The sequence below is a fragment of the Alloyangia pacifica genome (assembly GCF_020524285.1).
GTDB lineage: Bacteria > Pseudomonadota > Alphaproteobacteria > Rhodobacterales > Rhodobacteraceae > Salipiger > Salipiger pacificus_B.
Map to the genome: position 1 here is coordinate 52984 of NZ_JAIVKX010000008.1, position 26056 is coordinate 79039.

A 26056-nucleotide genomic window follows, 5' to 3' on the forward strand; every position below is an offset into this window, starting at 1 on the left:
GTGGACTCCCGTGATGCTGCGGTCTTCGGGCCGTGGGTGTCCTCCATTTTTGACGCAAATCACGGGGTCGCGCTGCCAATGGCACGTTTCATCTTCATCACCGGCGGTGTCGTTTCTTCTCTGGGCAAGGGTCTTGCCTCGGCGGCACTCGGCTCGCTGCTTCAGGCGCGGGGCTTCTCGGTCCGTCTGCGCAAGCTCGATCCGTATCTGAACGTCGATCCGGGCACCATGAGCCCCTTCGAACACGGCGAGGTCTTCGTCACCGATGACGGCGCCGAGACCGATCTCGACCTCGGCCACTACGAGCGCTTCACCGGCGTTCCGGCACGCAAGACCGATTCCATCTCCTCGGGCCGCATCTACACCAACGTGCTCGAGAAGGAGCGCCGCGGCGACTACCTCGGCAAGACCATCCAGGTCATTCCGCACGTCACCAACGAGATCAAGGACTTCATCTCGATCGGCGAGGACGAGGTGGACTTCATGCTCTGCGAGATCGGCGGCACGGTCGGCGACATCGAGGGCCTGCCCTTCTTCGAAGCCATCCGCCAGTTCAGCCAGGACAAGCCGCGCGGCCAATGCGTCTTCATGCATCTGACGCTGCTGCCCTATATCAAGGCCTCGGGCGAGCTGAAGACCAAGCCGACGCAGCACTCCGTGAAGGAGCTGCGCTCGATCGGCCTCGCGCCCGACATCCTCGTCTGCCGCTCCGAGGGGCCGATCCCGCAGAAGGAACGCGAGAAGCTCGCGCTCTTCTGCAACGTGCGCCCCGACAGCGTGATCGCCGCGCAGGATCTGCCGTCGATCTACGACGCGCCGCTGGCCTACCACCGCGAGGGGCTCGACCAGGCCGTGCTCGACGCCTTCGGCATCACCCCCGCGCCGCGCCCCGTGCTCGACAAATGGGAAGACGTCTCCGAGCGCATCCACAACCCCGAGGGCGAGGTGAATGTCGCCATCGTCGGCAAGTACACGCAGCTCGAGGACGCCTATAAGTCGATCGCCGAGGCGCTGACCCACGGCGGCATGGCGAACCGGGTCAAGGTCAACGTGAGCTGGGTCGACGCCGAGCTCTTCGAGCGCGAAGATGCCGCCCCCTACCTCGAGGGCTACGACGCGATCCTCGTGCCCGGCGGGTTCGGCGAACGCGGCACCGAGGGCAAGATCAAGGCGGCCCAGTTCGCGCGCGAGCACAAGGTGCCCTATCTCGGCATCTGCCTCGGCATGCAGATGGCGGTCATCGAGGCGGCGCGCAACGTCGCCGGTGTGGCCAAGGCGGGCTCGGAGGAGTTCGACCACGAGGCCGGCGAGAAGCGCTTCGAGCCGGTGGTCTACCACCTCAAGGAATGGGTGCAGGGCAACCAGAAGGTCAACCGCTCGGTGGCCGACGACAAGGGCGGCACCATGCGCCTCGGCGCCTATGACGCCGTGCTGACCGAAGGTTCGAAAGTGGCCGAGGTCTACGGCACCACCGCCATCGACGAGCGCCACCGCCACCGCTACGAGGTCGATATCAAGTACCGCGAGGCGCTGGAAAAGGGCGGGCTCTGCTTCTCGGGCATGTCGCCCGACGGCCGCCTCCCAGAGATCGTCGAATGGCCGGACCACCCGTGGTTCATCGGCGTGCAGTTCCACCCGGAACTGAAGTCGAAGCCCTTCGATCCGCACCCGCTGTTCAAGGATTTCGTGCGCGCGGCGAAAGAGGTCTCGCGTCTGGTCTGATCCAACGCATGCTCGCAATAGAAAACGCCCCCGCGACCCCCGCGGGGGCGTTTTTCTTGCCCCCCTAGGCACTCATCTCTCAGCCGGCGCGTGCCATCCCGACAGTCCCGGCAGGCTGCGCATGATCTTGCACTCCAGCGCGAACACCCGCTGACGCAGTTTCAGAGCAGGCCGCTCGATCCCCACCCAGGACAGATGCGCGACCAGCATCGAGACCGGCAGCGAGATCATCGCGATCCAGTACCATTCGCGCAGCCCCGGCAGCAGATGCGCGATCAGCTGCTGGATGATGAAATGGTAGAGGAAGATGCCATAGCTCAGGTCGGCGCTCTTCAGCACCCACAGGCGCGGCAGGTTCATCAGCCCCAGGCCGACCGTCACATAGGCGATCGCCGCCAGGCCGACGTACTGCCCCAGCCCGCTCAGGCTGAAGGCGATGACCGCGACCGCCCCAGCGATGGCGACCAGGTAGCCGTGGATCTGCACCTTGTCGCGATAGGCATGGAGGCAGATGCCGCAGAGGAAGGCGATCACCAGGGCCCGCCCGGTCACCGGCCCAACCCAGGGGTCGAAGTCCCAGCCCGTCCGCAAACCCATCTTGAACACCGAGAAGGCCGTGAAGCTCAGCAGCCCGAGCAGCAGCACCCGGCGGTCCTTGCGCCCTCCCATCAGGGCAATCACCGCAAGCCCGATGTAGCAGATCAGCTCATAGGGCACCGTCCAGAGCTGGCCGTTGGCCATGCCCGGCTCGGGGTTCGCCTCGAAGGTGCCCGGCAGGTAGAGCGACGCCGTGCTGACGTGGCCGGTGACGTTGAAGAGGTAGCGGAAGAAGCCCGCGCTGGTGAAATACTCCGACCAGTGCAGGCTGGTGACCAGCGGACCGATCAGCAGTGCCGAGATCGTCACCTCCACCGCCAGCGCCGGGTAGATTCGGATGAACCGCAGCCCCATGAAGCTCAGCAATGTCCGGCAGCGGTAGAGACTGCCCGCCACCAGAAAGCCCGACAGGGTGAAGAACATCGGCAGCACGGTCATCGCCAGCCCATCCAACGGGAAATGCGCCCAGACGGCGTTCATGTAGATCTTGTGCCCGTAGGCGATCTGTACGCTGTGGATGGTCAGGACCAGCACCGACAGGATGAGGCGCATGTAATCAAAGCCGCTTGGCCGTCCCCTCGCCTCGGCCATCAAATCATCAATAGTCACTATGTCACTCCTCTGCGCACGACCGGGCGAAGGCTCGGGAGACGACGCCCCCGGGCATGGCTGGGCCTGCGCGAACAGATGTAAATATCACTTCCAATAATACCCATCATGGTCGCGCACCGGGCGCGCTGCGGCAAGCCTCATCTGGACTCTGGACGCGACTTGGCATGCACCCGCCAAAAGAGTGTCGCCCGAGCGTCAACTCTCCTATATCGCGAGCACACCCGCCCCGCGCTCGACTTCGACCGGCGCAGGCTGTATCTGCGGCGACATGCGCACGGGGTGGGCATGTCCCGTGCGGCCCGTGACCCTCTTCCGATCCGTCATCAGCCGAGGCCGCCATGCTCTCCTACCAACACGCCTTCCACGCCGGGAATCTCGCCGATCTGCAAAAGCACGCGCTGCTGGCCGAGCTGCTTGCTTACATGACGAAAAAGGACAAGCCGCTCAGCTACATCGAGACCCACGCCGGGCGCGGGCTCTACGATCTGACCTCGGCGGAGGCGGTGAAGACGGGCGAGGCAGCGCAGGGGATCGAGGCCTACCAGGGCGTCTTTGCCGAGGATCACCCCTACCTGAAGGCGCTCGCCGAGGTGCGCCGCGAGCATGGGCCGAACGCCTACCCCGGCTCGCCGATGATCGCCGCCAAGCTGCTGCGCCCGCAGGACAAGATCCACCTGGCCGAACTGCATCCGCAGGAGCACCAGGCGCTGACCCGCGCCCTGCGCGGGCCCAATGTCTCGGTGCACCGCCAGAACGGCTTCGACTTGGCCAAGAGCCTCTGCCCGCCCGACCCGCACCGCGGCCTGCTGCTGGTCGATCCGCCCTACGAGCTCAAGCAGGACTACGCCGAGCTGCCCAAGTTCTTCCGGCAGATCGCCAGGAGCTGGAACGTCGGTGTGCTGGCGCTGTGGTACCCGATCCTCAGCTCTGCCGCGCATGTGCCCATGCTCGCCCAGCTTTCCGAGGATTTTCCCGGAGCGCTCTGCCACGAGATCCGCTTCCCGCCGGTGCGCGAAGGCCACCGGATGATCGGCTCGGGCATGTTCGTCGTGAACCCGCCCTGGGGCCTCGATGCGGCGGCCGCCGGGCTGACGGATCGGCTGCGCGCTGCCGGCGCTCTCGGCTGACCGCTTTTCCACCATTGCCGACAACCGCAAGCTGACGCAGAGTAAGTTCGTTGACACTTGGTCAACGGGAGAATGATGGCCGACGGGAGAACGATGGCACGATCCCCCCTGCACCGGACTGCCGCGTCCCGGCCAAGAGCGCCATGGCACGCGGGCTGAAATTCTGGATGGCGGCCCCCGAGGCCACGCCGCTCGAACCCTGCGACGTGCCGCTGGCGCTCGGGGCCCTGCTGCTGCGCGCTGCCGCCGAGGCGCAGGCGCGCTCGCCGCTGATCGGCGTGTCGCTGGTCGATGCGGTGCTGGCGCGGCGCCACGAGCTGACCCGCCTCGAGGCGGCAGAGATGCGGCTCTCCTGCCAGGCGGTCGCCGCCGCGGCGCCCGACGACACCGCCTGCTTTGCGGCCATGCTCGCCCGTGCGGTGGCCTACCGCGAACGACTGGCGCTGGCGCATTGCCTCTGCGAAGTCATGGCCACCTCGGACGGCACGCCGAGCGCGGTGCAGACGGCGCTCTGGCTGTCCGAAAACCTGCTGTTCGTCTCGCCCTGCGACATTTCCGAAAGCCAGGTGGGCTAGCCCCCGTCCCGCGGCAGAGCCACCCGGCCCGTGCTGCCCGGAAAACCACACCCCCGACCCGCTCTACACGATCTCGCGCGGAACGTTGGCGCCGCGCGGCGGTGCGGCTATATCAGAGACATGTTTGCTGATTTCCTGAAACGGCTGGTCGACCCCGGCCCCGAGCGCCTGCCAGACGCCGATGCGCGGCTGGCGCTCTGCGCGTTGCTGGTGCGCGTAGCGCGCGCCGACGAGACCTACGACCAGTCCGAGCAGGACCGGATCGACCGCATCGCCGCCGCGCGCTACGGGCTCTCCCCCTTCGAGGCCACGCGTCTGCGCCGCGACGCCGAAGCGCTGGAGGCCGAGGCGCCGGACACCGTCCGCTTCACCCGCGCCATCAAGGACGCCGTCGCCTACGAGGACCGCATCGCGGTGATCGAGGCGCTGTGGCAGGTGGCGCTGGCCGATGGCGAGCGCGACGACGAGGAAGACGCGCTGCTGCGACTGGTGTCGAACCTTCTGGGCATCAACGACAGGGATTCGGCCCTGGCCCGTCAAAGAGTGGAGGCCGCGCGCTGAGAGGCCACTTCAGCGTCTTAAATACGGGCAACCACTCGTTTACGCCGCGCCAACACTGACGGGCCGACCGTTTTGCGCATGGACAATCGGCCCATTTTTCGCCCATTCTCGCCGCCAATATCAGCAACTGCCGAAGAAGGTTTGGCTTGACCGATCCAGCCCAAGCTCCAGTCATCGAGATCCGCGATCTGCACAAGGCCTATGGCGCGCTCGAAGTGCTCAAGGGGGTCAGCATTACCGCGAAACGCGGCGACGTGGTCTCCCTGATCGGCTCGTCGGGCTCCGGCAAGTCGACCTTGCTGCGTTGCTGCAACCTGCTCGAGGACAGCCAGCAGGGCGAGCTTCTGTTCAAGGGCGAGCCGGTGCGCTGGCACGGCAGCGGCCACAGCCGCCGCCCCGCCGACCCCAAGCAGGTGCTGCGCATCCGCACCAACCTGTCGATGGTGTTCCAGCAATTCAACCTGTGGGCGCACATGACGATCTTGCAGAACGTCATGGAAGCGCCGCTCACCGTGCTCGGCCGCCCCCGCGACGAGGTCGAGGCCGCCGCGCGGCGCTACCTCGACAAGGTCGGCATCGGCGACAAGGCCGACGCCTGGCCGGCGCAGCTTTCCGGTGGTCAGCAGCAGCGCGCGGCGATCGCCCGCGGCCTGTGCATGGAGCCCGAGGCGCTGCTCTTCGACGAGCCGACCTCGGCGCTCGACCCCGAGCTCGAGCAGGAAGTTGTAAAGGTGATCAAGGATCTCGCCGCCGAAGGGCGCACCATGATCATCGTGACGCACGACATGAAGATGGCCCATGACGTGAGCAATCACGTGGTGTTCCTGCACCAGGGGCGCATCGAGGAAGAAGGCGCACCCGCCGAGCTGTTCGGCGCGCCCAAATCGGAACGGCTGCAGGGCTTCCTGCGGTCGACCAGCCACGTCTGACGGGCGGCAGAGACCACCCCGGACACGTACCTAACCAGGGAGCAAGTTACATGAAATCCATCCTTCTCGGCACGGCCGCGCTGGCCATGACCGCCACCGTGGCGATGGCCCAGGACGTCGTGCGCATGGGCACCGAGGGCGCTTACCCTCCGTACAACTTCATCAACGACGCCGGTGAAGTGGACGGCTTCGAGCGCGAACTGGGCGACGAGCTCTGCACCCGCGCCGAAGTGACCTGCGAGTGGGTGACCAACGATTGGGATTCGATCATCCCCAACCTCGTGTCGGGCAACTACGACACCATCATGGCCGGCATGTCGATCACCCCGGAGCGTGAAGAGGTCATCGGCTTCACCCAGAACTACACCCAGCCCGATCCCTCGGCCTACCTGGTCCTGTCGGGCATGGAAGACATCGACCTCTCGGGTGCGGTGATCGCCGCGCAGACCGGCACCATCCAGGCCGCCTTCGTCGCCGAGATGGGCGCCACACTGGTCGAATACGCCACCCCCGACGAGACCGTCGCCGCCGTGCGCAACGGCGAAGCCGACGCCGTGCTGGCCGACAAGAGCTACCTCGCCCCGGTCGCCGACGAGAGCGACGACGTGATGCTGCTGGATCAGGACGAGATGATCGGCGGCGGCGTCGGCATGGGCGTGCGCCAGAGCGACACCGAGCTGAAGGAAAAGTTCGACGCGGCCATCCAGTCGATGAAGGACGACGGCTCGCTCAACGAGCTGCTCGTGAAATGGGAAATCGGCGCTCCGTTCTGAGCGCTCTAACGGGAGGGGGCCCGCGCGGCCCCCTCGCCTACGGCTGATACGACATGTTTTCCTGGTGTACCGACCCTAGCGCGATCGACGGCCTGGCATGGCTGAGCTGCTACCTGACCACGGGCAAGCACCTGTCGATCTATGTCTCGGTCGGCACCGTGCTGCTGCTGCTGGCGATCACCGCGCCGGTCGCGCTGGCCTTCGGCTTCGGCGGCGCCATGGCGGCGCGCTCGCACTTCGCGCCGCTGTCCTGGCTGGGCAAGGCCTATATCGCCATCGTGCGCGGCGTGCCCGACATCGCCTTCTTCCTGTTCTTCGTGATCGCCCTCGACCAGTTCTTCGAGTGGTTGCGGCACGAGGTGAAATGCCCCGACTGGGATCAGCCGATCCGCCAGGGCAATGATTTCGTCGTCTGCGCCGAGGCCAAGCTGCCGCTCTCGACCGCCGCCCAATGGGTGCACGAGACCTACGGCTTCTCGCTTGCGGTGCTGACCTTCTCCATCGTCTTCGGCGCCTTCGCCGCCAACGTGCTCTTTGGCGCGATGCGGGCCGTGCCCCATGCGCAGCTCGAGACCGCAGAGGCCTATGGCATGTCCCGGCGCCAGACCTTCTGGCGCATCCTCGTGCCGCAGATGTGGGTCTATGCGCTGCCAGGCCTGTCGAACCTGTGGATGGTGCTGATCAAGGCCACGCCGCTGCTGTTCCTGCTGGGCGTCGAGGACATCGTCTACTGGGCGCGCGAACTGGGCGGCTCGAAGACCGCGAAGTTCACCGACTACCCGCACCCCGACTGGCGCGTCTGGTACTTCCTGGCGCTGCTGGTCTTCTACCTCGCCTTCACCCGCGTGTCGGAAATCGTGCTGGGCCGGATCATGAAACGGCTCACCCATGGGCAGGCCACCATGGGCGGCGAAGCGCAGAGGAAGGCGTCATGAGCTGCTGGGAGACCATCGCGGACTACGGGCTGCGCTCGATCGGCATCGGCGAGCGGCTGCTGCCGCGCGACAACTTCACCCTGTGTCAGCAGTTCACGCTGATCGGCTCGGGGATGCTGTGGAACATCTACTTCGGCATCGTTGCGCTGGTCACCGGCTTCTTCCTCGCCACCGCGCTGGCGGTCGGCAAGGCGTCGAAGATCACGCCGCTGCGCAAGCTGGCGGAATGGGTGATCTTCGTGTTCCGCGGCTCGCCGCTCTTCATCCAGTTCTTCTTCGCCTACTTCCTGTTCCTCAGCCTCAAGGGCGTCTCCTCGGCCTTCGACCCGCTGACATCGGCTTGGCTGGGCGCGGCGCTGGTGCTGTTTCTCAACACCGCCGCCTACACCGGCGAGATCTTCTACGGGGCGCTGCTCTCGGTCCCCAAGGGCGATATCGAGGCGGCGGATGCCTATGGTTTCTCGGGCTGGCCCCGTTTCAAGAAGATCGTCTGGCCGACCATGCTGCGGCTGGCCTGGCCCGCCTATACCAACGAGGCGATCTTCCTCTTCCACGCCACGACGCTGGTGTTCTTCTCCGGCTTCCCGGCCTGGCAGCAACGCGGCGACGCGCTCTATTACGCCAACTATTTCGCCGACAAGACGTTCAACCCCTTCGTCCCCTACCCGATCCTCGCGGGGTATTTCATCCTGCTGACGCTCTGCGTGGTGGGACTCTTCGGGCTGATCAACAGGCGGCTGAACCGGCACCTGCCGAAGGAGCGCCGCCAGAAGATGCGGGTGCGCCCGCGGCTGCTGATGCGCTGAGGCGGTCCGCGACGACAGAGACCCGAAAGCCGGACGCCGCGCGCGCCCGGCTTTTTTATGCCTGCTGCAACAGCCGCCGGCCCGCGCGCTTGCGGAACGTCGCCCAGCCTTTCATCTTTCCCAAAATACTCGCTTTCTTCTCCCAAGCCCCCGCTTGCCAGCCTCGATGCGAGTCGCTACGCTAAATTTGATCAAATTCTTGGACAGACAATGACTGACCCGAAAACCTGGCTCCGCAAGAACCCCCAGGTCCGCACCATCCGTGTGGCCGCATGCGACCTCAACGGCCAGCCGCGCGGCAAGCGCGTCCCCTCGCGCTTCGCCCATAAGGTCGTCGAGGACGGCACCCGGTTCCCGTTCTCGGCGCTGAACCTCGACATCTGGGGCGAGGACATCGACGACAGCCCGCTGGTCTTCGAATCCGGCGACCGCGACGGCGTGCTGAAGCCCACCGAGCGCGGCTTCGTGCCGATGCCCTGGCTCGAGGCCCCCACCGCGCTGCTGCCGATCTGGATGTTCCACGAGGGCGGCAAGCCCTACGAGGGCGACCCCCGCCACGCACTGGCGCAGGTGGTCCGCCGCTACAAGAAGCACGGGCTGACCCCGGTCGTGGCGCTGGAGATGGAGTTCTTCCTGATCGACGACAGCACCCGCAAGCTGCAGGTGCCGGTCTCGCCCCGCTCGGGCAAGCGCCGCAAGGCCGCCGAGGTGCTCTCGATCCGCGCGCTCGACACCTTCGACATCTTCTTCACCGATCTCTACGACGCCTGCGAGGACATGGACATCCCCGCCGACACCGCCATCTCCGAGGCGGGTCTCGGGCAGTTCGAGATCAACATGATGCACCAGGACGACGCGCTGCGCGCGGCCGACGATGCCTGGCTCTTCAAGATGCTGCTCAAGGGGCTGGCCCGCCGCCACGGCTTCGCCGCATCATTCATGGCGAAACCTTACGAGGATTACGCCGGCTCTGGGATGCACATGCATTTCTCGGTGCTGGACGAAGAGGGCAACAACATCTTCGACGACGGCGGGCCGAAGGGCACCGAGGTGCTGCGCCACGCCATCGGCGGCTGCGTCAACGCGATGCACGACAGCACGCTGATCTTCGCGCCGCACCTCAATTCCTACGAGCGGCTGATCCCCGAGAACCATGCCCCCTGCGGCATCTCCTGGGCCTACGAGAACCGCACCGCCGCGATCCGCGTGCCCTCGGGCAGCCCGGCGGCGCGCCGAATCGAGCACCGCGTGGCGGGCGGCGACGTGAACCCCTACCTGCTGATGGCCACCATCCTCGGCGCGGCGCTGATCGGCATCGAGGACGAGATGGAGCCGCCCGAGCCGATCACCGGCAATGCCTACGCGCAAGACCTGCCGCTGATCCCGACCGACTGGGAATCGGCGATGGATGCCTTCGAGGCGAGCGAGATGATGCCGCGCATCCTGCCGCAGGAGCTGATCCGCAACCTGCTCCTGACCAAGCGCCAGGAGCAGCTCTACATGGCCGAGCTCTCGCCGCTCGAACAGGTGGAGATCTATCTCGATACGGTCTGACGCACGGCTTGCCGCATGCCTGCGGCAAGCCTACCTTCGGGCCAGAAAAACCAACGTGTGATTCATGAAAATCGGCATACTGCAGACCGGCCTCGTCCCCGCGGAACTCGCGGCCGAAACCGGTGAATACCCCGCCTTCTTCGCCCGCCTCCTAGGCGGCTACGGCTTCGACTTCGAAAGCTGGTCCGTGGTGAACGGCGAGTTCCCCGAAGGCGCCGAGGCGGCGGACGGCTGGCTCATCACCGGCTCGCGCCACGGCGCCTATGAAGACCACCCCTGGATCCCGCCGCTCGAGCAGCTGATCCGCGAAATCTACGCGCAGGGTCGCCCGCTGATCGGCGTGTGCTTCGGCCACCAGATCATCGCGCAGGCGCTCGGCGGCAAGGTCGAGAAGCACCCCGGCGGCTGGGTCGTCGGCCCGACCACCTACCGCTTCAAGGACGGGCAGCAAAAGGTGATCAACGCCTGGCACCAGGACCAGGTCACCGAGCTGCCGAAGGGCGCCGAGGTCGTGGCCAGCTCGGACTTCTGCGACTACGCCGCCCTGCTCTACCCGGGCCACGCCTACACCGTGCAGCCCCACCCCGAATTCAATGACGATTACACCCGCGCGCTGCTCGAGACCCGCGGCCCAGGCGTGGTGCCGCAGGACCGGCTCGACGCCGCGGGCAAGGCGCTCGGCACGCCGCTGGACCAGCGCGCCCTCGCCGATCAATTCGCGCATTTCTTCAAGCAAAAGGCTCTCGCATGACCGAGGACTGGACCAACCAGCTTCCGCAACCCGCCACCGCCTATCTCGAAGGGCGGCGGCTCGACGAGGTCGAATGCGTGATCGCCGACCTGCCCGGCATTGCCCGCGGCAAGGCCGTGCCGGCCTCGAAGTTCGCCCGTCAGGATTATTTCCACCTGCCCGAGTCGATCTTCTACCAGACCATCACCGGCGACTGGGGCGAGGCGGCGGACGAGAACGTCGGCTTCATCGAGCGCGACATGATCCTGCGCCCGGACATGAGCACCGCCACCGCCGCGCCCTGGACCGCGGACTGGACGCTGCAAGTGATCCACGACGCCTTCGACCGCAAGGGCGAGCCCGTTCCCGCCGCGCCGCGCAACGTGCTGAAGCGCGTCGTCGAGCTCTACCGCAAGCAGGGCTGGGAGCCCGTCGTGGCGCCCGAGATGGAATTCTTCCTGGTGGCGCGCAACGTCGATCCGGCCAAGGACATCAAGCCGATGATGGGCCGCTCGGGCCGCCCCGCCGCCGCCCGCCAGGCCTATTCGATGACCGCGGTCGACGAGTTCGGCCCGGTGATCGACGACATCTACGACTTCGCCGAGGCGCAGGGATTCGAGATCGACGGCATCACCCAGGAAGGCGGCGCCGGTCAGCTCGAGATCAACCTGCAGCACGGCGATCCGGTGAAGCTCGCCGATGAGATCTTCTACTTCAAGCGGCTGATCCGCGAGGCGGCGCTGCGCCACGACTGCTTTGCCACCTTCATGGCCAAGCCGATCGCCGACGAGCCCGGCTCGGCGATGCACATCCATCACTCGGTGATGGACATCGAGACCGGCCGCAACATCTTCTCCGGCCCGGCCGGTGGTGAGACCGACGCCTTCTTCCACTTCATCGGCGGGCTTCAGGCCTACCTGCCCGCGGCAATCGCGGTGCTGGCGCCCTACGTCAACAGCTACCGCCGCTACGTGCGCGACAGCGCCGCGCCGATCAACCTCGAATGGGGCCGCGACAACCGCACCACCGGCATCCGCATCCCGATCTCGGGCCCGGCGGCGCGGCGGGTCGAGAACCGCCTCGCGGGGATGGACTGCAACCCCTACCTCGGCATCGCCGCCTCGCTGGCCTGCGGCTATCTGGGGCTGATGGAGGAGCGGCGCCCGTCGAAGCAGTTCCGCGGCGACGCCTACGAGGGCGAGGGCGACATCCCCCGCGTGCTCGGCCAGGCGCTGGATATCTTCGACGAGGCGACCAAGCTGCACGAGGTGCTGGGGCCGGAATTCGCCCGCGTCTACTCGATCGTGAAGCGCACCGAGTACGAGGAGTTCCTCGCGGTGATCTCGCCCTGGGAACGTGAGCACCTGCTGCTCAACGTCTGAGCGGACCCGGCCGCAGGAGGTTTCGGGGGCTCCGTCCCCGGCCCCCCGGGACAATTGTGTCTAGACGAATGAAGGAAGGGGGCGCGGCATGGACCTGCTGTTCTCGAATGATCGCCGGGGGGAGTACCCGCAGAGCTGGTACGCCGCGACCTCGGACATGCTGCCGCCCTTCCCCAAGCTCGAGGGCGAGGCGCGGGCCGATGTCTGCATCATCGGCGGCGGCTACACCGGCCTGTCGGCGGCGCTGCACCTCGCCGAGGCGGGGCTGGACGTGGCGCTCCTGGAGGCGCACCGGGTCGGCTTCGGCGCCTCGGGGCGTAACGGCGGGCAACTCGGCTCGGGGCAGCGGCAGGACCAGGTCAGCCTCGAGAAGATGGTCGGCGCGGCCAATGCCCGGGTGCTCTGGGACCTGGGCGAAGAGGCCAAGGCGCTGTGCCGGTCGCTGATCGCCGAGCATGACATCGACTGCTACCTGCGCGACGGCGTCGCCTGGTGCGGCTCGTCCAAGAGCGACGTGCAGCACCTGCACCACTACGCCGAGCACATGGGCGAGACATACGGCTACGAGATCGAGACGCTGGATCGCGAGGCCTTCCACGCACTCTGCCCCTCCCCCGACTACCGCGGCGGCGTGCTCGACATGGGCGCGGCGCATCTGCACCCGCTGCGCTTCGCGCTGGGGCTGGCGAAGGCCGCCGCCGGCGCCGGGGCGCGCATCTACGAGACCAGCCACGTCGAAAGCGTCGAGCAGGGCCGCGAGGTGCTGATCCATACCGGCAGCGGCACGCTGCGCGCGGGCCAGGTGATCTTCGCCTGCAACGGCTACCTCGGCGGGCTGGAACCGAAAGTCGCGGCCAAGGTCATGCCGATCAACAACTTCGTCGTTGCCACCGAGCCGCTCGGCGAGCGCACCCGCGAGGTGCTGACCCGCGACGTCGCAGTGGCGGATTCCAAGTTCGTGGTGAACTACTTCCGGCTCAGCCACGACGGGCGGTTGCTGTTCGGCGGCGGCGAGAGCTACGGCTACCGCTTCCCCGGCGACATCAAGGCGCTGGTGCGCAAGCCGATGCTGGAGATCTTCCCCCAGCTCGAAGACGTGAAGATCGACTACGCCTGGGGCGGCACGCTGGCGATCACCATGAAGCGCCTGCCGCTGCTGGCCCGGCTCGCGCCCAACGTGCTGACCGCCTCGGGCTACTCCGGCCACGGCGTCGGCACCGCGGTGCACGCCGGGCGGCTGCTGGCCGAGGCGGTGCGCGGACAATCCGCAGGGTTCGACGCCATGGCGGCGCTGCCGGTGCCCGGCTTCCCCGGCGGCGCCGCGCTGCGCTCTCCGCTGCTGGCGCTGGCGATGAGCTGGTACGCGCTGCGCGATCGCCTCGGCTTCTGAGAGAGAACCCGCTCACGTCTTCGCAAGGCCCTCCTGTCGGGGGGCCTTTTCACTTGGCTGTCATAGTTACAGTGTTTAAGTTTTTCCAAAGAAACAATTTGGGTTTAGTGATATGAGCAGCCTTCCCAACATGCATGATGCGGAGCCCATTCCGGCCGAGGCCCGCGCCGAGATCGACCGCCTGCTGCTGTCCGGCGACCTCTTCCGCTACACCGCGCCCGAGGATGCGCCCGTCGCCCTGCTCGAGCGCGAGTTCGCCGCCCTGCTGGGCAGCAAATACGCGCTGGCCGTGTCGAGCTGCTCCGCCGCGCTCTTCCTGTCGCTGAAGGCGCTGGATCTGCCGCGCGGCGCGAAGGTGCTGATCCCCGGCTTCACCTTTGCCGCGGTGCCCTCCTCGATCGTGCATGCGGATTGCGTGCCGGTGCTCTGCGAGGTCGGCGAGAACTACCGCATCGACATGGCCGATTTCGAGGCCAAGCTGGACGGCGTCAGCGCAGTGATCGTCAGCCACATGCGCGGCCACACCTCCGACATGGACGCGATCCTGGCGCTCTGCGACGCCCGCGGCCTGCCGGTGATCGAGGACGCGGCGCATTCGCTCGGCACCAAATGGGCGGGGCGCAACATCGGCACGCTGGGCCGGGTCGGCTGCTTCTCGTTCCAGAGCTACAAGCTGGTCAACGCCGGTGAAGGCGGCATCCTGATCACCGACGACGCCGAACTGGTGGCGCGAGCGGTGATCCTCTCGGGCGCCTACGAGCACAATTGGCGCAAGCACATGGCGCCGGGCGACAATACCTCCGAGCTGGAAGAGGCCTTTGCCCGCTGGCAGAACCGCCTGCCGCTCTACAACCTGCGCCTGTCGAACCTCGCTGCCGCGGTGATCCGCCCGCAACTGGCCCATGTCGCGCGCCGGGTGCGCGACGGGCGCCGCAACCACGACCACGTGGCGGCGATCCTGAACCGCTCGCCCTGGATCGAGGTGCCGGACAAGCTGGCGCCGGAAGAGCGCGCACCGGATTCGCTGCAGTTCAACCTCGCCGGGATGAGCGCCGAGGACATGCGCGCCTTCATCGCCGCGGCCGAGGCGGGCGGCGTGAAGGTGCAGCTCTTCGGGCTGTCGACCGACAATGCCCGCGCCTTTTGGAACTGGCAGTTCCTCGACGATCTGCCCGAGTTGCCGCGCACCCGTGCCATGCTCGAGCGCGCCTGCGACACCCGCCTGCCCGCCCGGCTCACCCTCGCCGAATGCGAGGCGGTGGCCGAGGTTCTCGTGAGCGCCGCCGACAGCGTCATGGGACCGCTGCGCGCCTACGGCACCTGAGCCTTCGACGGTGACGCGGCGGGCGGCCTGCGGCGCAGACGTGCCAGCAGCCGCCCGTCGGTCACCACCAATCCGGCGGCGATGATGCCGAGGCCGAGGTAGACTCCCGCCGGAAGTTGCTCGCCGAGGAAGATGCGCCCGAAGACGATGGCGAAGGGCGGGATCAGCAGCGTCACCAGCATCAGGTTCGCCGCCCCCGCGCGGGCGAGAATGGCGAAGTAGAGGATGAAGGCCAGCGCGGTCGCCAGCAGCGACAACCCCAGCAGCACGGCCCAGACCCGCGGCGCGTAATCGAGCGCCGGCACCCCGTCCTGCCAGATCACCAGCGGCAGCATGATCGCCGCGCTGCCCGCCAGCATGCCGAAGGCATTGGCCAGCGGCGGCTGCCCGGCGAGGCGCAGCTTGCCCCAGACGCTGGCCAGCGAATAGCTCAGCGCCGCCAGCAGCACCGCCCCCTGCCCGAGGTTGCGCGGATCGAGCGTGGTCAGCCGGTCCGGCCCGATCACCACCGCCACACCGGCCAGACCGAGCGCCGCCCCGGCCAGCTTGCGCCAGCTCAACCGCTCGTCGCGCAGCAACAGCCCGGCCACCACCGCGCCCAGAACGCCGGTCGAGGCGTTGAGGATCGCCGCAAGCCCGCTCTCGATATGGGTCTGGCCCCAGAAGATCAGCGTGAAGGGCAGCGCGTTGTTGAGCCCGCCCATCACCAGGTAGGCGCCCCAGAGCCGCGCCGATCGCGGCACCTTCAGCCCGCGCAGCCGCAGCACCAGCCAAAGCGCCACCGCGGCGATCACCACTCGGTGCAGCGTCACCTGCATCGGGCTGAGTTCGGTCAGGGCGATCTCGGCAAAGAGGAAGGTGCTGCCCCAGAGCGCGGCCAGCGCGAGCAGCAGCAGGGCCGAGAGGCGGTCGATGCGGAGGGAGGGTGCGGTGCTCATGGCCTTCCATAGCCGCAAGCCGCGGGCATGGGAAATCCGGATCCTGCGCAAAGCGAAGACCACTCTACGGAAGCGAGACCCCTTCGGCCCGCACCTGCCGGAAACACATCGGGCCCCGAAGGGCCCGCCGCGTCACTTGTCCATTTTCGAGAGCTTCTGCTGCAATTCGGCGAGCTGCTTCTTTATCGCCGCGAGGTCTTCCTCGCTCTCGGCCGCCGGCTCTTCCTTGCCGGGTCCGGACCAGTTCGCGCCGACGTTGCCGGTCATCGCCTTGAGAAAGGCTTCCTGCTGCGCCTGCATCGCCTCGAGCCCCGGTATCTTCGGCATCATGGGGTTCATCTGGCTCATGCTGTCGGCCCATTTGCTCTGGCTCTCGCGGAACATCTCGAAGCTCGCCGCCAGGAACTGCGGCACCGCCGAAGTGGCCTGCGTGGTGTAGCTGCGCACGAGGTCGGTCAGCACGTTGATCGGCAGAACGCTCTCGCCGCGGCTCTCGTGCTCGGCGACGATCTGCAGCAGGTACTGACGGGTCAGGTCATCGCCCGACTTGAGATCGACGATCTGCACGTCGCGCCCGTCCCGGATGAAACCCGAGATATCCTCGAGCGTCACGTAGTCGCTGGTCTCGGTATTGTAGAGCCGCCGGCTCGCATAGCGCTTGATCAGCAGCGGTTTTTCCTTGTCGGCCACGACAGTGCCTCCCTCCACGAAGAGCTGGAGAAAAGCCTATGCGAGTGCAGAAAAAAAGAAAAGCATCAGTTTCACTGGCACTTGCCGGGCGCGCGGCCGGAATTTGCTGCGCCGCGGCCCGGCAAATGCTGCAACATGCTGCGCAGCATCACCCCTGCGGCGACGCGGCGAAGATACGGTCGACGAACTTCTGGGTCCCGCGGCAGAACTCCAGGGGCAGCGGGTAGTCGGCCTCGCCCTTCACCGTGGCATTGAACGCCTCGACCTGCAGTACGTAGTGATTCTCGGCGGGCCAGCGCCAAACCCGCGTCTCGAGCCCCGGCCCGTGCAGATGCAGCTCTGCCTGACCGAAGACCTGCACGTTGAACGGCACCGGCAGGCGCATCACCGCCTTGGTGCCATGCAGCACGATCTCCTGCCAGGGGGCAGCACGGGTCGACACGCGACCGGTGTAGATGAAGCCCGGGAAGCGCGCCATGACATGCGCCGAGGCATCCACCTCGTTCTGCCAATCGATCTCGGCGGCGAGGATCTCGCCCGGCTCCTGCCCGGTGATCAGCCGGATCGAGCCGAAGGCATAGACGCCGATATCGCGCAGCGCGCCGCCACCGACCGCGGCCTGGTTGCGGATATTGCCGAGGTCATCGTTGTAAAAGCTGTGGCTGCTGTCGACCCGAACCAGATCCCCGATCTCGCCCGCCTGCAACAGCTCGCGCGCCTTGGCGAACTGCGGGTGATGCGCGACCATCCAGGCCTCGGCCACCAGCTTGCCGGAGGATTGGCGCACCGCGATCAGCTCGTCGATCTCTTCGGCCTTCATCGCGATGGGCTTCTCGCACAGCACGTGCTTGCCCGCTTCGGCGGCCTTGCGCGTCCATTCGACGTGCAGGCTGTTGGGCAGCGGGATGTAGACCGCGTCGATCTCCGGGTCAGCCAGCAGCGCCTCGTAGTTCTCGTGCACCTTCAGACCGGGGGCGAAGGCGGCGAAATCCGCGGCCTTCTCCGCCCTCGAGGTCGCAATGGCGCTCAGCGCGCCACCGCGAGCGGCGTGGATCGCCGGGCCCATGTGGTTCTTCGCGAAATTGGCGGCGCCGAGGATGCCCCATCTGACGTGGTCGGCCATGGTCTCTTCCCTTGCTGTGTCGCCGCGGATGGTAGCGCGTCACGAGACACCCGCAAGCGAAACGCCTGCCCCGAGGGGGCAGGCGTCCGTAGTGTCCAGCGCGGGGATCAGGCCTCGCCCAGCATCCCCTGCTCTGCGGCAAGCTCGCGCATGCGCTTCTGCAGTTTCTCGAAGGCGCGCACCTCGATCTGCCGGATACGTTCACGGCTGACGTCGTAGATGCCCGACAACTCCTCGAGCGTCACCGCCTGCTCGGCGAGACGGCGCTGGGTGAGGATGTCCTTCTCGCGGTCATTCAGCACATCCATCGCCTGCGCCAGAAGCGCCCGGCGCGCGGTCAGCTCGTCACGCTCCGCATAGTCGGAGGCCTGGTCCGCATCCTCGTCCTCGAGCCAGTCCTGCCACTGCATGGTCCCTTCGCCTTCGGAGCCGACCGTGGCATTGAGCGAGGCGTCGCCACCCGACAGGCGCCGGTTCATCGAGATCACCTCGTCCTCGGACACGCCAAGGTCGGTGGCGATCTTCTCGACATGCTCGGGCCGCAGGTCGCCCTCTTCCAGCGCGCCGATGCGGTTCTTCGCCTTGCGCAGGTTGAAGAACAGCTTCTTCTGCGCCGAGGTGGTGCCGAGCTTCACCAAGCTCCAGGACCGCAGGATGTATTCCTGGATCGAGGCCCGGATCCACCACATGGCATAGGTGGCGAGGCGGAAGCCCTTCTCGGGATCAAAGCGTTTCACCGCCTGCATCAGGCCGACGTTCGCCTCCGAGATGACCTCGGCCTGCGGCAGGCCGTAGCCCCGGTAGCCCATGGCGATCTTCGCCGCGAGACGCAGGTGGCTGGTGACCATCTTGTGGGCCGACTCGGCGTCCTGCTCCTCGACCCAGCGCTTGGCCAGCATGTATTCTTCTTCCGGCTCCAGCAGCGGGAACTTCCGGATCTCCTGCAGGTAACGGCTGAGGCCGGCTTCCGGCGACGGCGCCGGCAGATTCGCGTAGTTGCTCACGTGCCCCTTCCTCCGATGTTATGAGGGTTAACATCCAATATGGGCGGACCCTCGGTGGATTACAAGAATCCCTTGCGTGCGGATATGCAGCATGGGGTGTTCAAGGTTTTCACGTGTTTAACGCAGACTCCCGTCGCCCGGATCCGGATTTCGCCGATCTCACGCAGATGCGAAGGATATGTCACTCGCCGCGCAGGCTCCGCAGCAGCTGCGCCATGTCCTCCGGCAGGTCCGCCTCGAAGCGCAGATGTTCGCCGGTCACCGGGTGCTCGAACCCCAGCAGCGCCGCATGCAGCGCCTGCCGGTCGAAGCGCCCAACCTGCTCCACCACCTGCGGCGGCAGCGCCTTGGCGGCGATCTTGCGGCGCCCGCCGTAGACCGGATCGCCGATCAGCCCGTAGCCGGCATGCGCCATGTGCACGCGGATCTGGTGGGTCCGCCCGGTCTCAAGCCGGCATTCCACCAGCGCCAGCGCCGGCGGGGTGCCGAAGGTTTCCAGCACCCGGGCCCGCGTCGTCGCATGGCGGCCCTGCCCGTCGAAATAGACCGCCTGCTTCTGCCGGTCGGTCTTGTGCCGCGCGAGGCCCGACTGGATGCGGATCACCTCGCCCGGCTCCACCGACACGCCCTTCACACCGCGCAGCCGCGGATCGGCGGTCGAGGGCACGCCGTGCACCAGCGCCAGGTAGGCGCGCTCGGCTGTATGCTTTTCGAACTGCGCCGCGAGCCCGTGGTGCGCCCGATCAGACTTGGCGACCACCAGCAGCCCCGAGGTGTCCTTGTCGATCCGGTGCACGATGCCCGGCCGCTTCATCCCGCCGACGCCCGAGAGCGCATCGCCGAAATGGAACAGCAGCGCATTGACCAGCGTGCCCGTGGGCGTGCCGGGCGCCGGGTGCACCACCATGCCCGCGGGCTTGTTGACCACCACAAGGTCGTCATCCTCCCAGACGATGTCGAGCGGAATGTCCTCGGGGCCGATGTGGCTCTCCTCGGCCTGCGGCACGGAGATCTCCACCACGTCGCCCTCCTCGACCTTGGCCTTGGGATCCGAGAGCACCTCGCCCGCCCGCGTCACCGCGCCCTCCGCGATGAGTTTCGCGAGGCGGGTGCGCGAGAGCGCGGCTTCCTCTGGCACATCGCGTGCCAGCGCCTTATCAAGACGCGGCGGCGGGGCTTCCCCGATGACGACGCGCAGAGGCTGCTCCATGTCCAATACTCCTGAAGATCCCGAAATCCTGCCCGAACCGGCCAACCTGCGCTTCCTGCGCCGGCTGGTCACCGTGCTCACGGCTGTGATGATCGCAGGGCTTGTAGCCATTGTGGCATTGATTGTCATCCGCTTCACCGCGGCGACAAAACCGCCCGCGCCGCTGCCCGCCGAGATCACCCTGCCGTCGGGCGCCACGGCCTCGGCCTTCACCCAGGGGGCCGACTGGTACGCCGTGGTCACCACCGACGACCGGATCCTGATCTTCGACCGCGCAACGCAGGAACTGCGCCAGACCATCGAGATCACCCCCGCCGACTGATCGGCACCGCCAGAGATTCTTCGTCTAGACAGAAATATTCCTGGGGCGTCCGCGCGCAGGCGCGGACGGGGCAGAGCCCCACACTCCGAATTTGCCCACAAGCGATGCGAAAGAGTCCCGTCGCGAAACGGAACGACACAGATCACCTAGTGACCGCTGCCATAGTCCTACGGAGGGGGGGAAGATGGTACCGCCTTCCCGGTTCGAACGGGAGACCTCTTGATCCACAATCAAGCGCTCTAACCTACTGAGCTAAGGCGGCACGCTCGGGGGGAATAACGCCAGCCATTTTCGATTGCAAGCCCCAATCCTGAGTTAAATTGCACGCTCCCAGTGCTGCTCGACCAGAGCCACCCCGAAGCTGGTCACAGGTACCGAGGACACAAGGGAAAACCCGTTCTTGGCGTAGAGCGCGCAGGCGGCGCGGTGGCTTTCGTGGGTCCAGAGCGTCATGCGGGTGTACCCCACGTTACGCGCGAATCCCATGCAGGCACCCAGCAGGCGCTGCCCCAGCCCCCGGCCCCGCGCCTCCGGCAGCAGCAGGAAGAGCCGCAGCTTTGCCAGCGCCTGCCCCTCCCGCCTCCCCGCATCGACGCAGAAGATGCTGCCGAGCCGATCCCCGCCCTCCCAGGCGATCCAGCCGCGTTCGCGCACCGGGTCATGCTTCGCCTCGAAATCCCGCAGGATGCTCTCCACCAGCGGGCCGAAGCTGTCGTCAAACCCCTCGTCGCGGGCGTAAAGCTCGGCGTGCTGGCGCACCAGCCAGTCCCGGTCCCCGGGACCGTAGGGCCTCAGCTCGATGGTCTCCCCTGCCGTCTGCAACATGGACATCCCGGCCCCCTCGCTTGCAATATATCCGCCACGGGTCTAAGCCCGCGCAATTCCAGTTTCATGGGGACGATCATGGGGATCAACACCGAACGCGACATCGAAGCCAACCTGCAGATCGGCCCGACCGATCAGGGCATGGTGCGTCTCTACATCTACGCCGGCGACCTCGAGATCCCGATGGATTTCGATCCTGAAGAAGCCGAGGAAATCGCCGAGGAACTGCGCGCCGCCGCCGCAACCGCGCGCAAGGTCAAGCGCTGAGCCGCCTGCCCTGCTGACAAGTCCAGACCTCACCCCCAGGCGTCGAGCCGCGCCTCGGGGTCCCTCAACGCGTGCAGCCGCCGCGCCGCATGGGTGGCAAAGCGCCGGATCAGCGCGTTGCGCCGCGCGCCGCTGAGCTTCGCCTCGGGCGCCATGCGCAGGATCTCGGCGTCATAGGCATCGGCGATGATCAGCCCGGTGCCCTCGGGCAGAAGATCGGTCGGAAACGCCTCGTCCACCGCCCAGAAATAGCGGTCGCACCAATCCAGATAGCCCTGCCACTTGCCGTCCGACATGAAGTCGGCACGGCTGCTCTTGCACTCGACCACCCAGATCTCGCCCTTCGGCCCCAGCGCCATGACGTCGACCCGGCGGCCGCGTTCGGGCACGAATTCCTCGACCGGCGCGAAGCCGAGGCTGGCCAGGTGACGGCAGACGCCGCGCGCCAGCAACTGGCCGGGCATCATCGGGGTTTCGCTCAGCATGCTCATGCACCCAGTATGAACAATAGGTGAACAAAGACAAGCCGCAGGCCGCTCACTCTTTTTTGCGCCGCCGCAGCGCCTATTTCCTGTCAAATGGTTGCAGGAGGCCCCGCCCATGACAGACGCCCGGACCGACGCCGCGCAGGCCGAGACCGACGACACCCGCTCCGCCCAGTCGAAGACCCGTGGCATCCGCCACGCGCGCGAGCTCGAATCCCACCTCGGCTGGCTCGACACCTTCTCGGGCACGGCGCTCGGCGTGCTCTCGGTGGCCTCGGGCATCTACACCTATCTCGGGGTGTCGTCGCTGCTCGAAGAGGGCGGCGCCTTCACCGTCTTTGCCGCCATCGCCTATTCGGTGGCGGTCTCGGTGGGCATCTTCGTCTTCTGGTCCTACCTGATGCGGCTGTTCCCGGCGATGCGCTCGACCCGCTCGCGAGTCGGGCTGCTGGCGGCCATGGGCCTCGGCTCGCTGGCGATCATCGCCATGTCCTCCTGGCTCAATGCAGCGGCGCTGGCGGGTTCGGCTGCGGTCGAGCAGCACCTCGCCAAGACCGTGCAGGACTACCAGGGCGCGCTGGAGCGCACCCATGAGATCGCCCTCACCGGCCAGTCGCTCGAGCGCGACGTGGCACGGGTGCGGCAGAGCTTCGAGGATCTTTCCGAGCAGGAGGCGCAGGGCTCGCTCTCCGGCCTCGCCGGGCGCGGCGCCGTGTTCCGGGTACTGCGGCAAAAGGCGGCGGAACTGTCGGCGCTCGAGGCGCAGATCGCCGAGCAGACGCCGCTGGTCGACAGCGCCTTCGCCCAGGGCAACGCCATCCTGTCGCGCATGCGCGCGCTGACCGTCGAGCCCGGTCCGGTGGAGCCGCGCTCGGTGGAATTCTCCGAGGCCGCGGTGGAGCTGCAGGGCCTCATCGCGCAACTCCGCCAGCTCTCGGTCGCACCGCTGGTCGAGCGCGCCGCGCAGGATCTGGCCGCCTCGGTGGTGCTGCCGGAGCTCGACGGCCAGAGCGACGCCGACCGCGGCAACCAGGCGGCGACGATCACCTCGGTGCTGGAAGTGCTCGGCCAGCGCGCGACCACGCTGGAGCGCGCCGCGCAGAATGTGCTGGCGCTGCAGCCCGCTGCCGAGGTCACCTACACGCCGGTCTCCGCCGCCGACGCGGTCATCATGTACGCCCGCAACTTCGTGCCCTCCTGGGCCGGGGCCATCGCCATCGACCTGCTGCCTGCGGTGCTTGTGCTGATTCTCGCCGTCACCCATGGCGCGATCCGCCACGGGCGCGAGGGCGCCGAGATCGAGGACACGCTGACCCTCGCCGAGCTGCGCGCCGCGCTGCACGCCATGCGCGATGTCGAGACCACGCTGCACCCTGCACCCCCTGCCCCGGCATCCGCGCCGGCCCCGGCCACGGAGGAGACCCCCGAGGTCTCCCGCTTCACCGGGCGCACGCCATGAGGCACCTGACCGTCGCCCGCGCCCTGACCGGCGCGCTGGTGCTGCAGATCGCGCTCGGCGGTTTCCTCGTTTGGGGCGACCTGACCAGCAGCGACTTTTCCCTGCCCCGCTTCGGCCCATCGGCCCCGCGGCTGACGCAGCCGGTGCAGCCCGGGGACCAGCGCCGCACCTTCGCACCGGGCCGCGACCGCCCGCCGCTCTCGCCGGCGCGCGACCCCGGCAAGCTGCCGGACCGGCTGGCGCTGACCCGAAGCGACGGCGCGACCTGGCGGCTCGAAGGCACCATCGCCGAGGGCGACGCCGAGCGGATCATCACCGCGCTCGACGAGGCCGCGCCGCTCGAGTCGCTGATCCTGCAAAGCCCCGGCGGCTCGGTGCCCGACGCGCTGGCCATCGGGCGGCACGTGCGGCAGATGGGCCTCGAGACGCGGATGCTGGAGGGCGAGTTCTGCTACTCCGCCTGCCCCTACTTGCTGGCCTCGGGCACGCGCCGAGAGATCGCTGAGGGCGCCTCGGTCGGCGTGCACCAGCATTACTTCGGCGAAAGCACGATCCTGCCCGCCTTCGTCGCGGTCGAGCAGATCCAGCGCGGCCAGGGCGAGGTGATGGAATACCTCTCGGAGATGGGCATCGACCCCATGGTCCTGCGCCCCGCGCTCGCCACGCCCGCCGACCAGATCTACATCCTGCTGCCCGAGGAGCTGACCCGTTACAATTTCGTGACGGAGGAAAGCTGACAGTCGGCGCCTTGGCCCTTGTCGGCGGGCCCTGCTGCCACTATCTCCGGCTCAGGCGGGTTCTGACCTTTGCGTGCATGGTTGCATTCCGGTGGCCTTAAGCAATTCCGAGGGAGTTGGCTCTGTCCGGGCCCTGGTCCGGTTACCTGACGCCCACCTGTATATACAGGTCCTCGGGAATGAGATAACCCCACGGAAGGACCGGTTCCCGCCACTTTCCCCCGACATGTTTGAACGGCCGCGCGCCCGCGCACCTGCGGGCGATGTTCTGCCATGAACCTCGGCCACAAAAAAAGCGCCCCGCGAGGAGGCGCTTCGATTCGCTTTCGGACTGGCCGTACTCCGACGGTACGGGCTCAGAGCAGGCGGCGCGGCTTCTGCTCCACGGGGATGCGGATCGGCATCGGCTCCAGCGCCATGCGCTTGCCACCCGAGGGGCGGCCGAGATCGCCGGACATGCGCATCACGGTCATCGCGAACTGCGCCCCGGCAAACACCAGACCATTGAAGAGCCACAGGAGAAACACCGCCAGCATCCCGACGTCGGTATGGGTCACCAAGTGCTGCAGGTTGGCGACGTTCTGCCACAGCAGCAGCGCCACGAACCCCGCCGACAGGCCGAAGCCGATCGCGCATTGGGTGATGTAGAGGCGGACGAGTTTCGGCATGTGACTCTCTCCTTCATCGTGGTGACCGAGCGTAGCGGACGCGCATGAAAGCGCAAGACCCGCGAAGATTTCCGCTCCGTCACATTCAAATGTAGGGATGCACGAGCGAAACGCAAGCGCCGCTTCCGCGAGGACATCGCATCTCGCAACGGCCCCAGCCATCTTCAGCCGAGGGGCAGCCAAGCAAAAGGCCGGCGCCCCTCGGGGCACCGGCCTTCATCTTTCTCCCAATGCGCCGGGGGAATCGCGGCGGGGCAGCGCCCCCTCCCCGGCCCGGGCTCAGAACGACTCGGGTTTCGCCTCGCGCGCCATGTGATCGAGGATCGCATTGACGAACTGCACCTCGCGGCCCTCGTTGAAGAAGGCACGGGCGACGTCGATGAACTCGGTGATCACCACCTTCGGCGGCGTGTCGAGCGCCACAAGCTCGGCCCCGGCGGCACGGAACAGCGCGCGCAGGATCGGGTCGATGCGGTCGATCGGCCATTTCGCCACCAGCGCGCGGTCGGTCATCTGGTCGATCTTTGCCTGCCAGTTGACCGCCTCGCCGACGATCTTGCCGAAGAGATCCACGTCCCCGTCCACCAGCTCCACGCCCTCTTCGACCTCCGCGCCGAAGCGGAAATCGAGGAATTCACGCATCGTCTTCTCCGCCGTCGTGCCGGAAAGCTCCATCTGGTAGAGCGCCTGCACGGCGTAAAGCCGGGATGCGGATTTCATACGGCGTTTCTGATTGCCGGAGGGAGGGACCGGGGTCGTCATGCGCTATGCTTTCCTTTGGAAGCGCCCGCGATCTGGTACTCATCCTGGGCGGGCACGAATCCCACCCCCTTGCGGGCGCCGCCCCACCTACGGGCCAGCGCGACAAGATGCAAGGCCGCAGCCGCGGCACCGCCGCCCTTGTTCTGACCCGCCGATTCGGCACGCACGCGGGCCTGCTCGTAGTTCTCCACCGTGAGGATGCCGTTGCCGATGCACAGCCCCTGCAGGCCGAGCAGCGTCAGCCCGCGCGAGCTGTCGTTGCAGACGGTCTCGTAATGGGTGGTCTCGCCGCGGATCACGCAGCCGAGCGCCACGTAGCCATCGAAGTTCGACATGCGCTCGGCAATGCCGATGGCGGTCGGCACTTCCAGCGCGCCGGGCACCTCGACGATCTCGTGGAAGCCGCCCGCCGCCTCGATCTCGGCGATGGCACCGGCGATCAGCTCGTCGGCGATATCCTTGTAGTAGGGCGCGACGACAATGAGGATCTTCGCCGGCTTGTCGAACTCGGCGCGCGGCAGGGTGTAGTGGGTTTCGCTCGAGGCCATC

At 67.2% G+C, this 26056-nt stretch carries 28 protein-coding genes and 1 tRNA gene; 17 read left to right on the plus strand and 12 right to left on the minus strand.

The window, feature by feature from the left end; all coding sequences use genetic code 11:
* The first annotated feature begins 78 nt into the window (after window positions 1-78).
* On the plus strand, window positions 79-1722 hold the full coding sequence (locus tag LC039_RS11905) for a CTP synthase (RefSeq protein WP_226624448.1): 1644 nt from the start codon (window positions 79-81) through the stop codon (window positions 1720-1722).
* Window positions 1723-1794: 72 nt separating this feature from the next.
* On the opposite strand, the gene LC039_RS11910 is transcribed toward LC039_RS11905, so the two are convergent.
* On the minus strand, window positions 1795-2928 hold the full coding sequence (locus LC039_RS11910) for an acyltransferase family protein (protein ID WP_226624450.1): 1134 nt from the start codon (window positions 2926-2928) through the stop codon (window positions 1795-1797).
* A 341-nt stretch (window positions 2929-3269) separates the two neighbouring features.
* Here LC039_RS11910 and LC039_RS11915 point away from each other — a divergent pair, with 341 nt between their 5' ends.
* The 12 genes from LC039_RS11915 to LC039_RS11970 all read left to right on the plus strand — a co-directional run bounded on the left by LC039_RS11915 (window position 3270) and on the right by LC039_RS11970 (window position 15017).
* Window positions 3270-4058 (plus strand): 23S rRNA (adenine(2030)-N(6))-methyltransferase RlmJ, encoded by a 789-nt coding sequence (locus LC039_RS11915; protein WP_226624452.1) that lies wholly within the window; start codon window positions 3270-3272, stop codon window positions 4056-4058.
* A 143-nt stretch (window positions 4059-4201) separates the two neighbouring features.
* Window positions 4202-4633 carry a hypothetical protein gene (locus LC039_RS11920; protein ID WP_226624454.1) on the plus strand — a complete coding sequence of 144 codons (432 nt, stop codon included), beginning with the start codon at window positions 4202-4204 and terminating at the stop codon, window positions 4631-4633.
* A 120-nt stretch (window positions 4634-4753) separates the two neighbouring features.
* Window positions 4754-5194, plus strand: coding sequence for a TerB family tellurite resistance protein (locus LC039_RS11925; protein WP_226624455.1), 441 nt, complete (start codon window positions 4754-4756; stop codon window positions 5192-5194).
* Window positions 5195-5340: 146 nt separating this feature from the next.
* Window positions 5341-6123, plus strand: a complete 783-nt coding sequence (locus LC039_RS11930) for an ABC transporter ATP-binding protein (protein WP_226624456.1) — start codon at window positions 5341-5343, stop codon at window positions 6121-6123.
* Window positions 6124-6173: 50 nt separating this feature from the next.
* The gene (locus tag LC039_RS11935; protein ID WP_226624458.1) at window positions 6174-6896 is read left to right on the plus strand and encodes a transporter substrate-binding domain-containing protein; all 723 of its coding nucleotides are present in this window, start codon (window positions 6174-6176) and stop codon (window positions 6894-6896) included.
* Between the two features lie 53 nt (window positions 6897-6949).
* Window positions 6950-7831, plus strand: a complete 882-nt coding sequence (locus LC039_RS11940; RefSeq protein WP_226624459.1) for an ABC transporter permease — start codon at window positions 6950-6952, stop codon at window positions 7829-7831.
* Window positions 7828-8637 (plus strand): ABC transporter permease, encoded by an 810-nt coding sequence (locus tag LC039_RS11945; protein ID WP_226624460.1) that lies wholly within the window; start codon window positions 7828-7830, stop codon window positions 8635-8637. The genes LC039_RS11940 and LC039_RS11945 overlap by 4 nt, the downstream gene beginning before the upstream one ends.
* Before the next feature lie 210 nt (window positions 8638-8847).
* Window positions 8848-10191 carry a glutamine synthetase family protein gene (locus tag LC039_RS11950; protein WP_226624461.1) on the plus strand — a complete coding sequence of 448 codons (1344 nt, stop codon included), beginning with the start codon at window positions 8848-8850 and terminating at the stop codon, window positions 10189-10191.
* 64 nt (window positions 10192-10255) lie between these two features.
* Complete coding sequence (locus LC039_RS11955) at window positions 10256-10942, plus strand: type 1 glutamine amidotransferase (protein WP_226624462.1); 687 nt, start codon at window positions 10256-10258, stop codon at window positions 10940-10942.
* Window positions 10939-12303, plus strand: coding sequence for a glutamine synthetase family protein (locus LC039_RS11960; RefSeq protein WP_226624463.1), 1365 nt, complete (start codon window positions 10939-10941; stop codon window positions 12301-12303). The genes LC039_RS11955 and LC039_RS11960 overlap by 4 nt, the downstream gene beginning before the upstream one ends.
* 88 nt (window positions 12304-12391) lie before the next feature.
* Entirely contained in the window at window positions 12392-13693 is a 1302-nt protein-coding gene (locus LC039_RS11965; protein ID WP_226624465.1) for an NAD(P)/FAD-dependent oxidoreductase, read from the plus strand.
* 112 nt (window positions 13694-13805) lie between these two features.
* Complete coding sequence (locus LC039_RS11970) at window positions 13806-15017, plus strand: DegT/DnrJ/EryC1/StrS family aminotransferase (protein WP_226624469.1); 1212 nt, start codon at window positions 13806-13808, stop codon at window positions 15015-15017.
* Here LC039_RS11970 and LC039_RS11975 read toward each other — a convergent pair.
* The 5 genes from LC039_RS11975 to LC039_RS11995 all read right to left on the minus strand — a co-directional run bounded on the left by LC039_RS11975 (window position 15005) and on the right by LC039_RS11995 (window position 19982).
* A complete protein-coding gene (locus LC039_RS11975) occupies window positions 15005-15955 on the minus strand; it encodes a DMT family transporter (protein ID WP_226624470.1) in 951 nt (316 codons plus the stop codon). The genes LC039_RS11970 and LC039_RS11975 overlap by 13 nt on opposite strands.
* A gap of 132 nt (window positions 15956-16087) precedes the next feature.
* Window positions 16088-16645 carry a polyhydroxyalkanoate synthesis repressor PhaR gene (gene phaR, locus LC039_RS11980; protein ID WP_226624471.1) on the minus strand — a complete coding sequence of 186 codons (558 nt, stop codon included), beginning with the start codon at window positions 16643-16645 and terminating at the stop codon, window positions 16088-16090.
* Window positions 16646-16793: 148 nt separating this feature from the next.
* Window positions 16794-17768 carry a Gfo/Idh/MocA family protein gene (locus LC039_RS11985; RefSeq protein ID WP_226624472.1) on the minus strand — a complete coding sequence of 325 codons (975 nt, stop codon included), beginning with the start codon at window positions 17766-17768 and terminating at the stop codon, window positions 16794-16796.
* Between the two features lie 107 nt (window positions 17769-17875).
* Window positions 17876-18772 (minus strand): RNA polymerase sigma factor RpoH, encoded by an 897-nt coding sequence (gene rpoH / locus LC039_RS11990; protein WP_226624474.1) that lies wholly within the window; start codon window positions 18770-18772, stop codon window positions 17876-17878.
* Window positions 18773-18953: 181 nt separating this feature from the next.
* The gene (locus LC039_RS11995; RefSeq protein ID WP_226624476.1) at window positions 18954-19982 is read right to left on the minus strand and encodes an RluA family pseudouridine synthase; all 1029 of its coding nucleotides are present in this window, start codon (window positions 19980-19982) and stop codon (window positions 18954-18956) included.
* Here LC039_RS11995 and LC039_RS12000 point away from each other — a divergent pair.
* Window positions 19981-20304, plus strand: a complete 324-nt coding sequence (locus LC039_RS12000) for a DUF6476 family protein (protein WP_226624478.1) — start codon at window positions 19981-19983, stop codon at window positions 20302-20304. The two genes, LC039_RS11995 and LC039_RS12000, sit on opposite strands and share 2 nt — an antisense overlap.
* 185 nt (window positions 20305-20489) lie before the next feature.
* Here the strand turns inward: LC039_RS12000 and LC039_RS12005 are convergent.
* Both LC039_RS12005 and LC039_RS12010 read right to left on the minus strand, forming a co-directional pair.
* A tRNA-His gene (locus LC039_RS12005) sits at window positions 20490-20566 on the minus strand.
* Window positions 20567-20619: 53 nt separating this feature from the next.
* Window positions 20620-21135, minus strand: a complete 516-nt coding sequence (locus LC039_RS12010) for a GNAT family N-acetyltransferase (protein ID WP_226624480.1) — start codon at window positions 21133-21135, stop codon at window positions 20620-20622.
* A 72-nt stretch (window positions 21136-21207) separates the two neighbouring features.
* Here LC039_RS12010 and LC039_RS12015 point away from each other — a divergent pair, with 72 nt between their 5' ends.
* The gene (locus tag LC039_RS12015; RefSeq protein WP_092424081.1) at window positions 21208-21396 is read left to right on the plus strand and encodes a DUF6324 family protein; all 189 of its coding nucleotides are present in this window, start codon (window positions 21208-21210) and stop codon (window positions 21394-21396) included.
* A 29-nt stretch (window positions 21397-21425) separates the two neighbouring features.
* Here LC039_RS12015 and LC039_RS12020 read toward each other — a convergent pair whose 3' ends face one another.
* Entirely contained in the window at window positions 21426-21881 is a 456-nt protein-coding gene (locus LC039_RS12020; RefSeq protein ID WP_413463836.1) for an MmcB family DNA repair protein, read from the minus strand.
* A gap of 115 nt (window positions 21882-21996) precedes the next feature.
* Between LC039_RS12020 and LC039_RS12025 the strand changes: the two genes are divergently transcribed.
* Together LC039_RS12025 and LC039_RS12030 are read left to right on the plus strand one after the other, a co-directional pair.
* Entirely contained in the window at window positions 21997-23340 is a 1344-nt protein-coding gene (locus tag LC039_RS12025; RefSeq protein WP_226624484.1) for a hypothetical protein, read from the plus strand.
* A complete protein-coding gene (locus LC039_RS12030) occupies window positions 23337-24077 on the plus strand; it encodes a hypothetical protein (protein ID WP_226624486.1) in 741 nt (246 codons plus the stop codon). Before LC039_RS12025 ends, LC039_RS12030 begins: the two co-directional genes overlap by 4 nt.
* Window positions 24078-24433: 356 nt before the next feature.
* On the opposite strand, the gene LC039_RS12035 is transcribed toward LC039_RS12030, so the two are convergent.
* The 3 genes from LC039_RS12035 to LC039_RS12045 form a co-directional block, all read right to left on the minus strand.
* Window positions 24434-24745, minus strand: coding sequence for a hypothetical protein (locus LC039_RS12035; RefSeq protein ID WP_226624488.1), 312 nt, complete (start codon window positions 24743-24745; stop codon window positions 24434-24436).
* A 279-nt stretch (window positions 24746-25024) separates the two neighbouring features.
* A complete protein-coding gene (gene nusB / locus LC039_RS12040) occupies window positions 25025-25507 on the minus strand; it encodes a transcription antitermination factor NusB (RefSeq protein WP_226624490.1) in 483 nt (160 codons plus the stop codon).
* Entirely contained in the window at window positions 25504-26055 is a 552-nt protein-coding gene (locus LC039_RS12045; RefSeq protein ID WP_226624491.1) for a 6,7-dimethyl-8-ribityllumazine synthase, read from the minus strand. The genes nusB and LC039_RS12045 overlap by 4 nt, the downstream gene beginning before the upstream one ends.
* Between the last annotated feature and the right edge of the window lies 1 nt (window position 26056).

Excerpts from the sequence above, each read along its gene's own strand:
- LC039_RS11905 (WP_226624448.1), top strand. The coding sequence starts at position 79 with ATGGCACGTTTCATCTTCATCACCGGCGGTGTCGTTTCTTCTCTGGGC.
- LC039_RS11915 (WP_226624452.1), top strand. The coding sequence starts at position 3,270 with ATGCTCTCCTACCAACACGCCTTCCACGCCGGGAATCTCGCCGATCTG.
- LC039_RS11920 (WP_226624454.1), top strand. The coding sequence starts at position 4,202 with ATGGCACGCGGGCTGAAATTCTGGATGGCGGCCCCCGAGGCCACGCCG.
- LC039_RS11925 (WP_226624455.1), top strand. The coding sequence starts at position 4,754 with ATGTTTGCTGATTTCCTGAAACGGCTGGTCGACCCCGGCCCCGAGCGC.
- LC039_RS11935 (WP_226624458.1), top strand. The coding sequence starts at position 6,174 with ATGAAATCCATCCTTCTCGGCACGGCCGCGCTGGCCATGACCGCCACC.
- LC039_RS11940 (WP_226624459.1), top strand. The coding sequence starts at position 6,950 with ATGTTTTCCTGGTGTACCGACCCTAGCGCGATCGACGGCCTGGCATGG.
- LC039_RS11945 (WP_226624460.1), top strand. The coding sequence starts at position 7,828 with ATGAGCTGCTGGGAGACCATCGCGGACTACGGGCTGCGCTCGATCGGC.
- LC039_RS11950 (WP_226624461.1), top strand. The coding sequence starts at position 8,848 with ATGACTGACCCGAAAACCTGGCTCCGCAAGAACCCCCAGGTCCGCACC.
- LC039_RS11955 (WP_226624462.1), top strand. The coding sequence starts at position 10,256 with ATGAAAATCGGCATACTGCAGACCGGCCTCGTCCCCGCGGAACTCGCG.
- LC039_RS11960 (WP_226624463.1), top strand. The coding sequence starts at position 10,939 with ATGACCGAGGACTGGACCAACCAGCTTCCGCAACCCGCCACCGCCTAT.
- LC039_RS11965 (WP_226624465.1), top strand. The coding sequence starts at position 12,392 with ATGGACCTGCTGTTCTCGAATGATCGCCGGGGGGAGTACCCGCAGAGC.
- LC039_RS11970 (WP_226624469.1), top strand. The coding sequence starts at position 13,806 with ATGAGCAGCCTTCCCAACATGCATGATGCGGAGCCCATTCCGGCCGAG.
- LC039_RS11975 (WP_226624470.1), bottom strand. The coding sequence starts at position 15,955 with ATGAGCACCGCACCCTCCCTCCGCATCGACCGCCTCTCGGCCCTGCTG.
- LC039_RS11985 (WP_226624472.1), bottom strand. The coding sequence starts at position 17,768 with ATGGCCGACCACGTCAGATGGGGCATCCTCGGCGCCGCCAATTTCGCG.
- LC039_RS12000 (WP_226624478.1), top strand. The coding sequence starts at position 19,981 with ATGTCCAATACTCCTGAAGATCCCGAAATCCTGCCCGAACCGGCCAAC.
- LC039_RS11995 (WP_226624476.1), bottom strand. The coding sequence starts at position 19,982 with ATGGAGCAGCCTCTGCGCGTCGTCATCGGGGAAGCCCCGCCGCCGCGT.
- LC039_RS12010 (WP_226624480.1), bottom strand. The coding sequence starts at position 21,135 with ATGTCCATGTTGCAGACGGCAGGGGAGACCATCGAGCTGAGGCCCTAC.
- LC039_RS12015 (WP_092424081.1), top strand. The coding sequence starts at position 21,208 with ATGGGGATCAACACCGAACGCGACATCGAAGCCAACCTGCAGATCGGC.
- LC039_RS12020 (WP_413463836.1), bottom strand. The coding sequence starts at position 21,881 with ATGCTGAGCGAAACCCCGATGATGCCCGGCCAGTTGCTGGCGCGCGGC.
- LC039_RS12025 (WP_226624484.1), top strand. The coding sequence starts at position 21,997 with ATGACAGACGCCCGGACCGACGCCGCGCAGGCCGAGACCGACGACACC.
- LC039_RS12030 (WP_226624486.1), top strand. The coding sequence starts at position 23,337 with ATGAGGCACCTGACCGTCGCCCGCGCCCTGACCGGCGCGCTGGTGCTG.
- LC039_RS12035 (WP_226624488.1), bottom strand. The coding sequence starts at position 24,745 with ATGCCGAAACTCGTCCGCCTCTACATCACCCAATGCGCGATCGGCTTC.
- nusB (WP_226624490.1), bottom strand. The coding sequence starts at position 25,507 with ATGACGACCCCGGTCCCTCCCTCCGGCAATCAGAAACGCCGTATGAAA.
- LC039_RS12045 (WP_226624491.1), bottom strand. The coding sequence starts at position 26,055 with ATGGCCTCGAGCGAAACCCACTACACCCTGCCGCGCGCCGAGTTCGAC.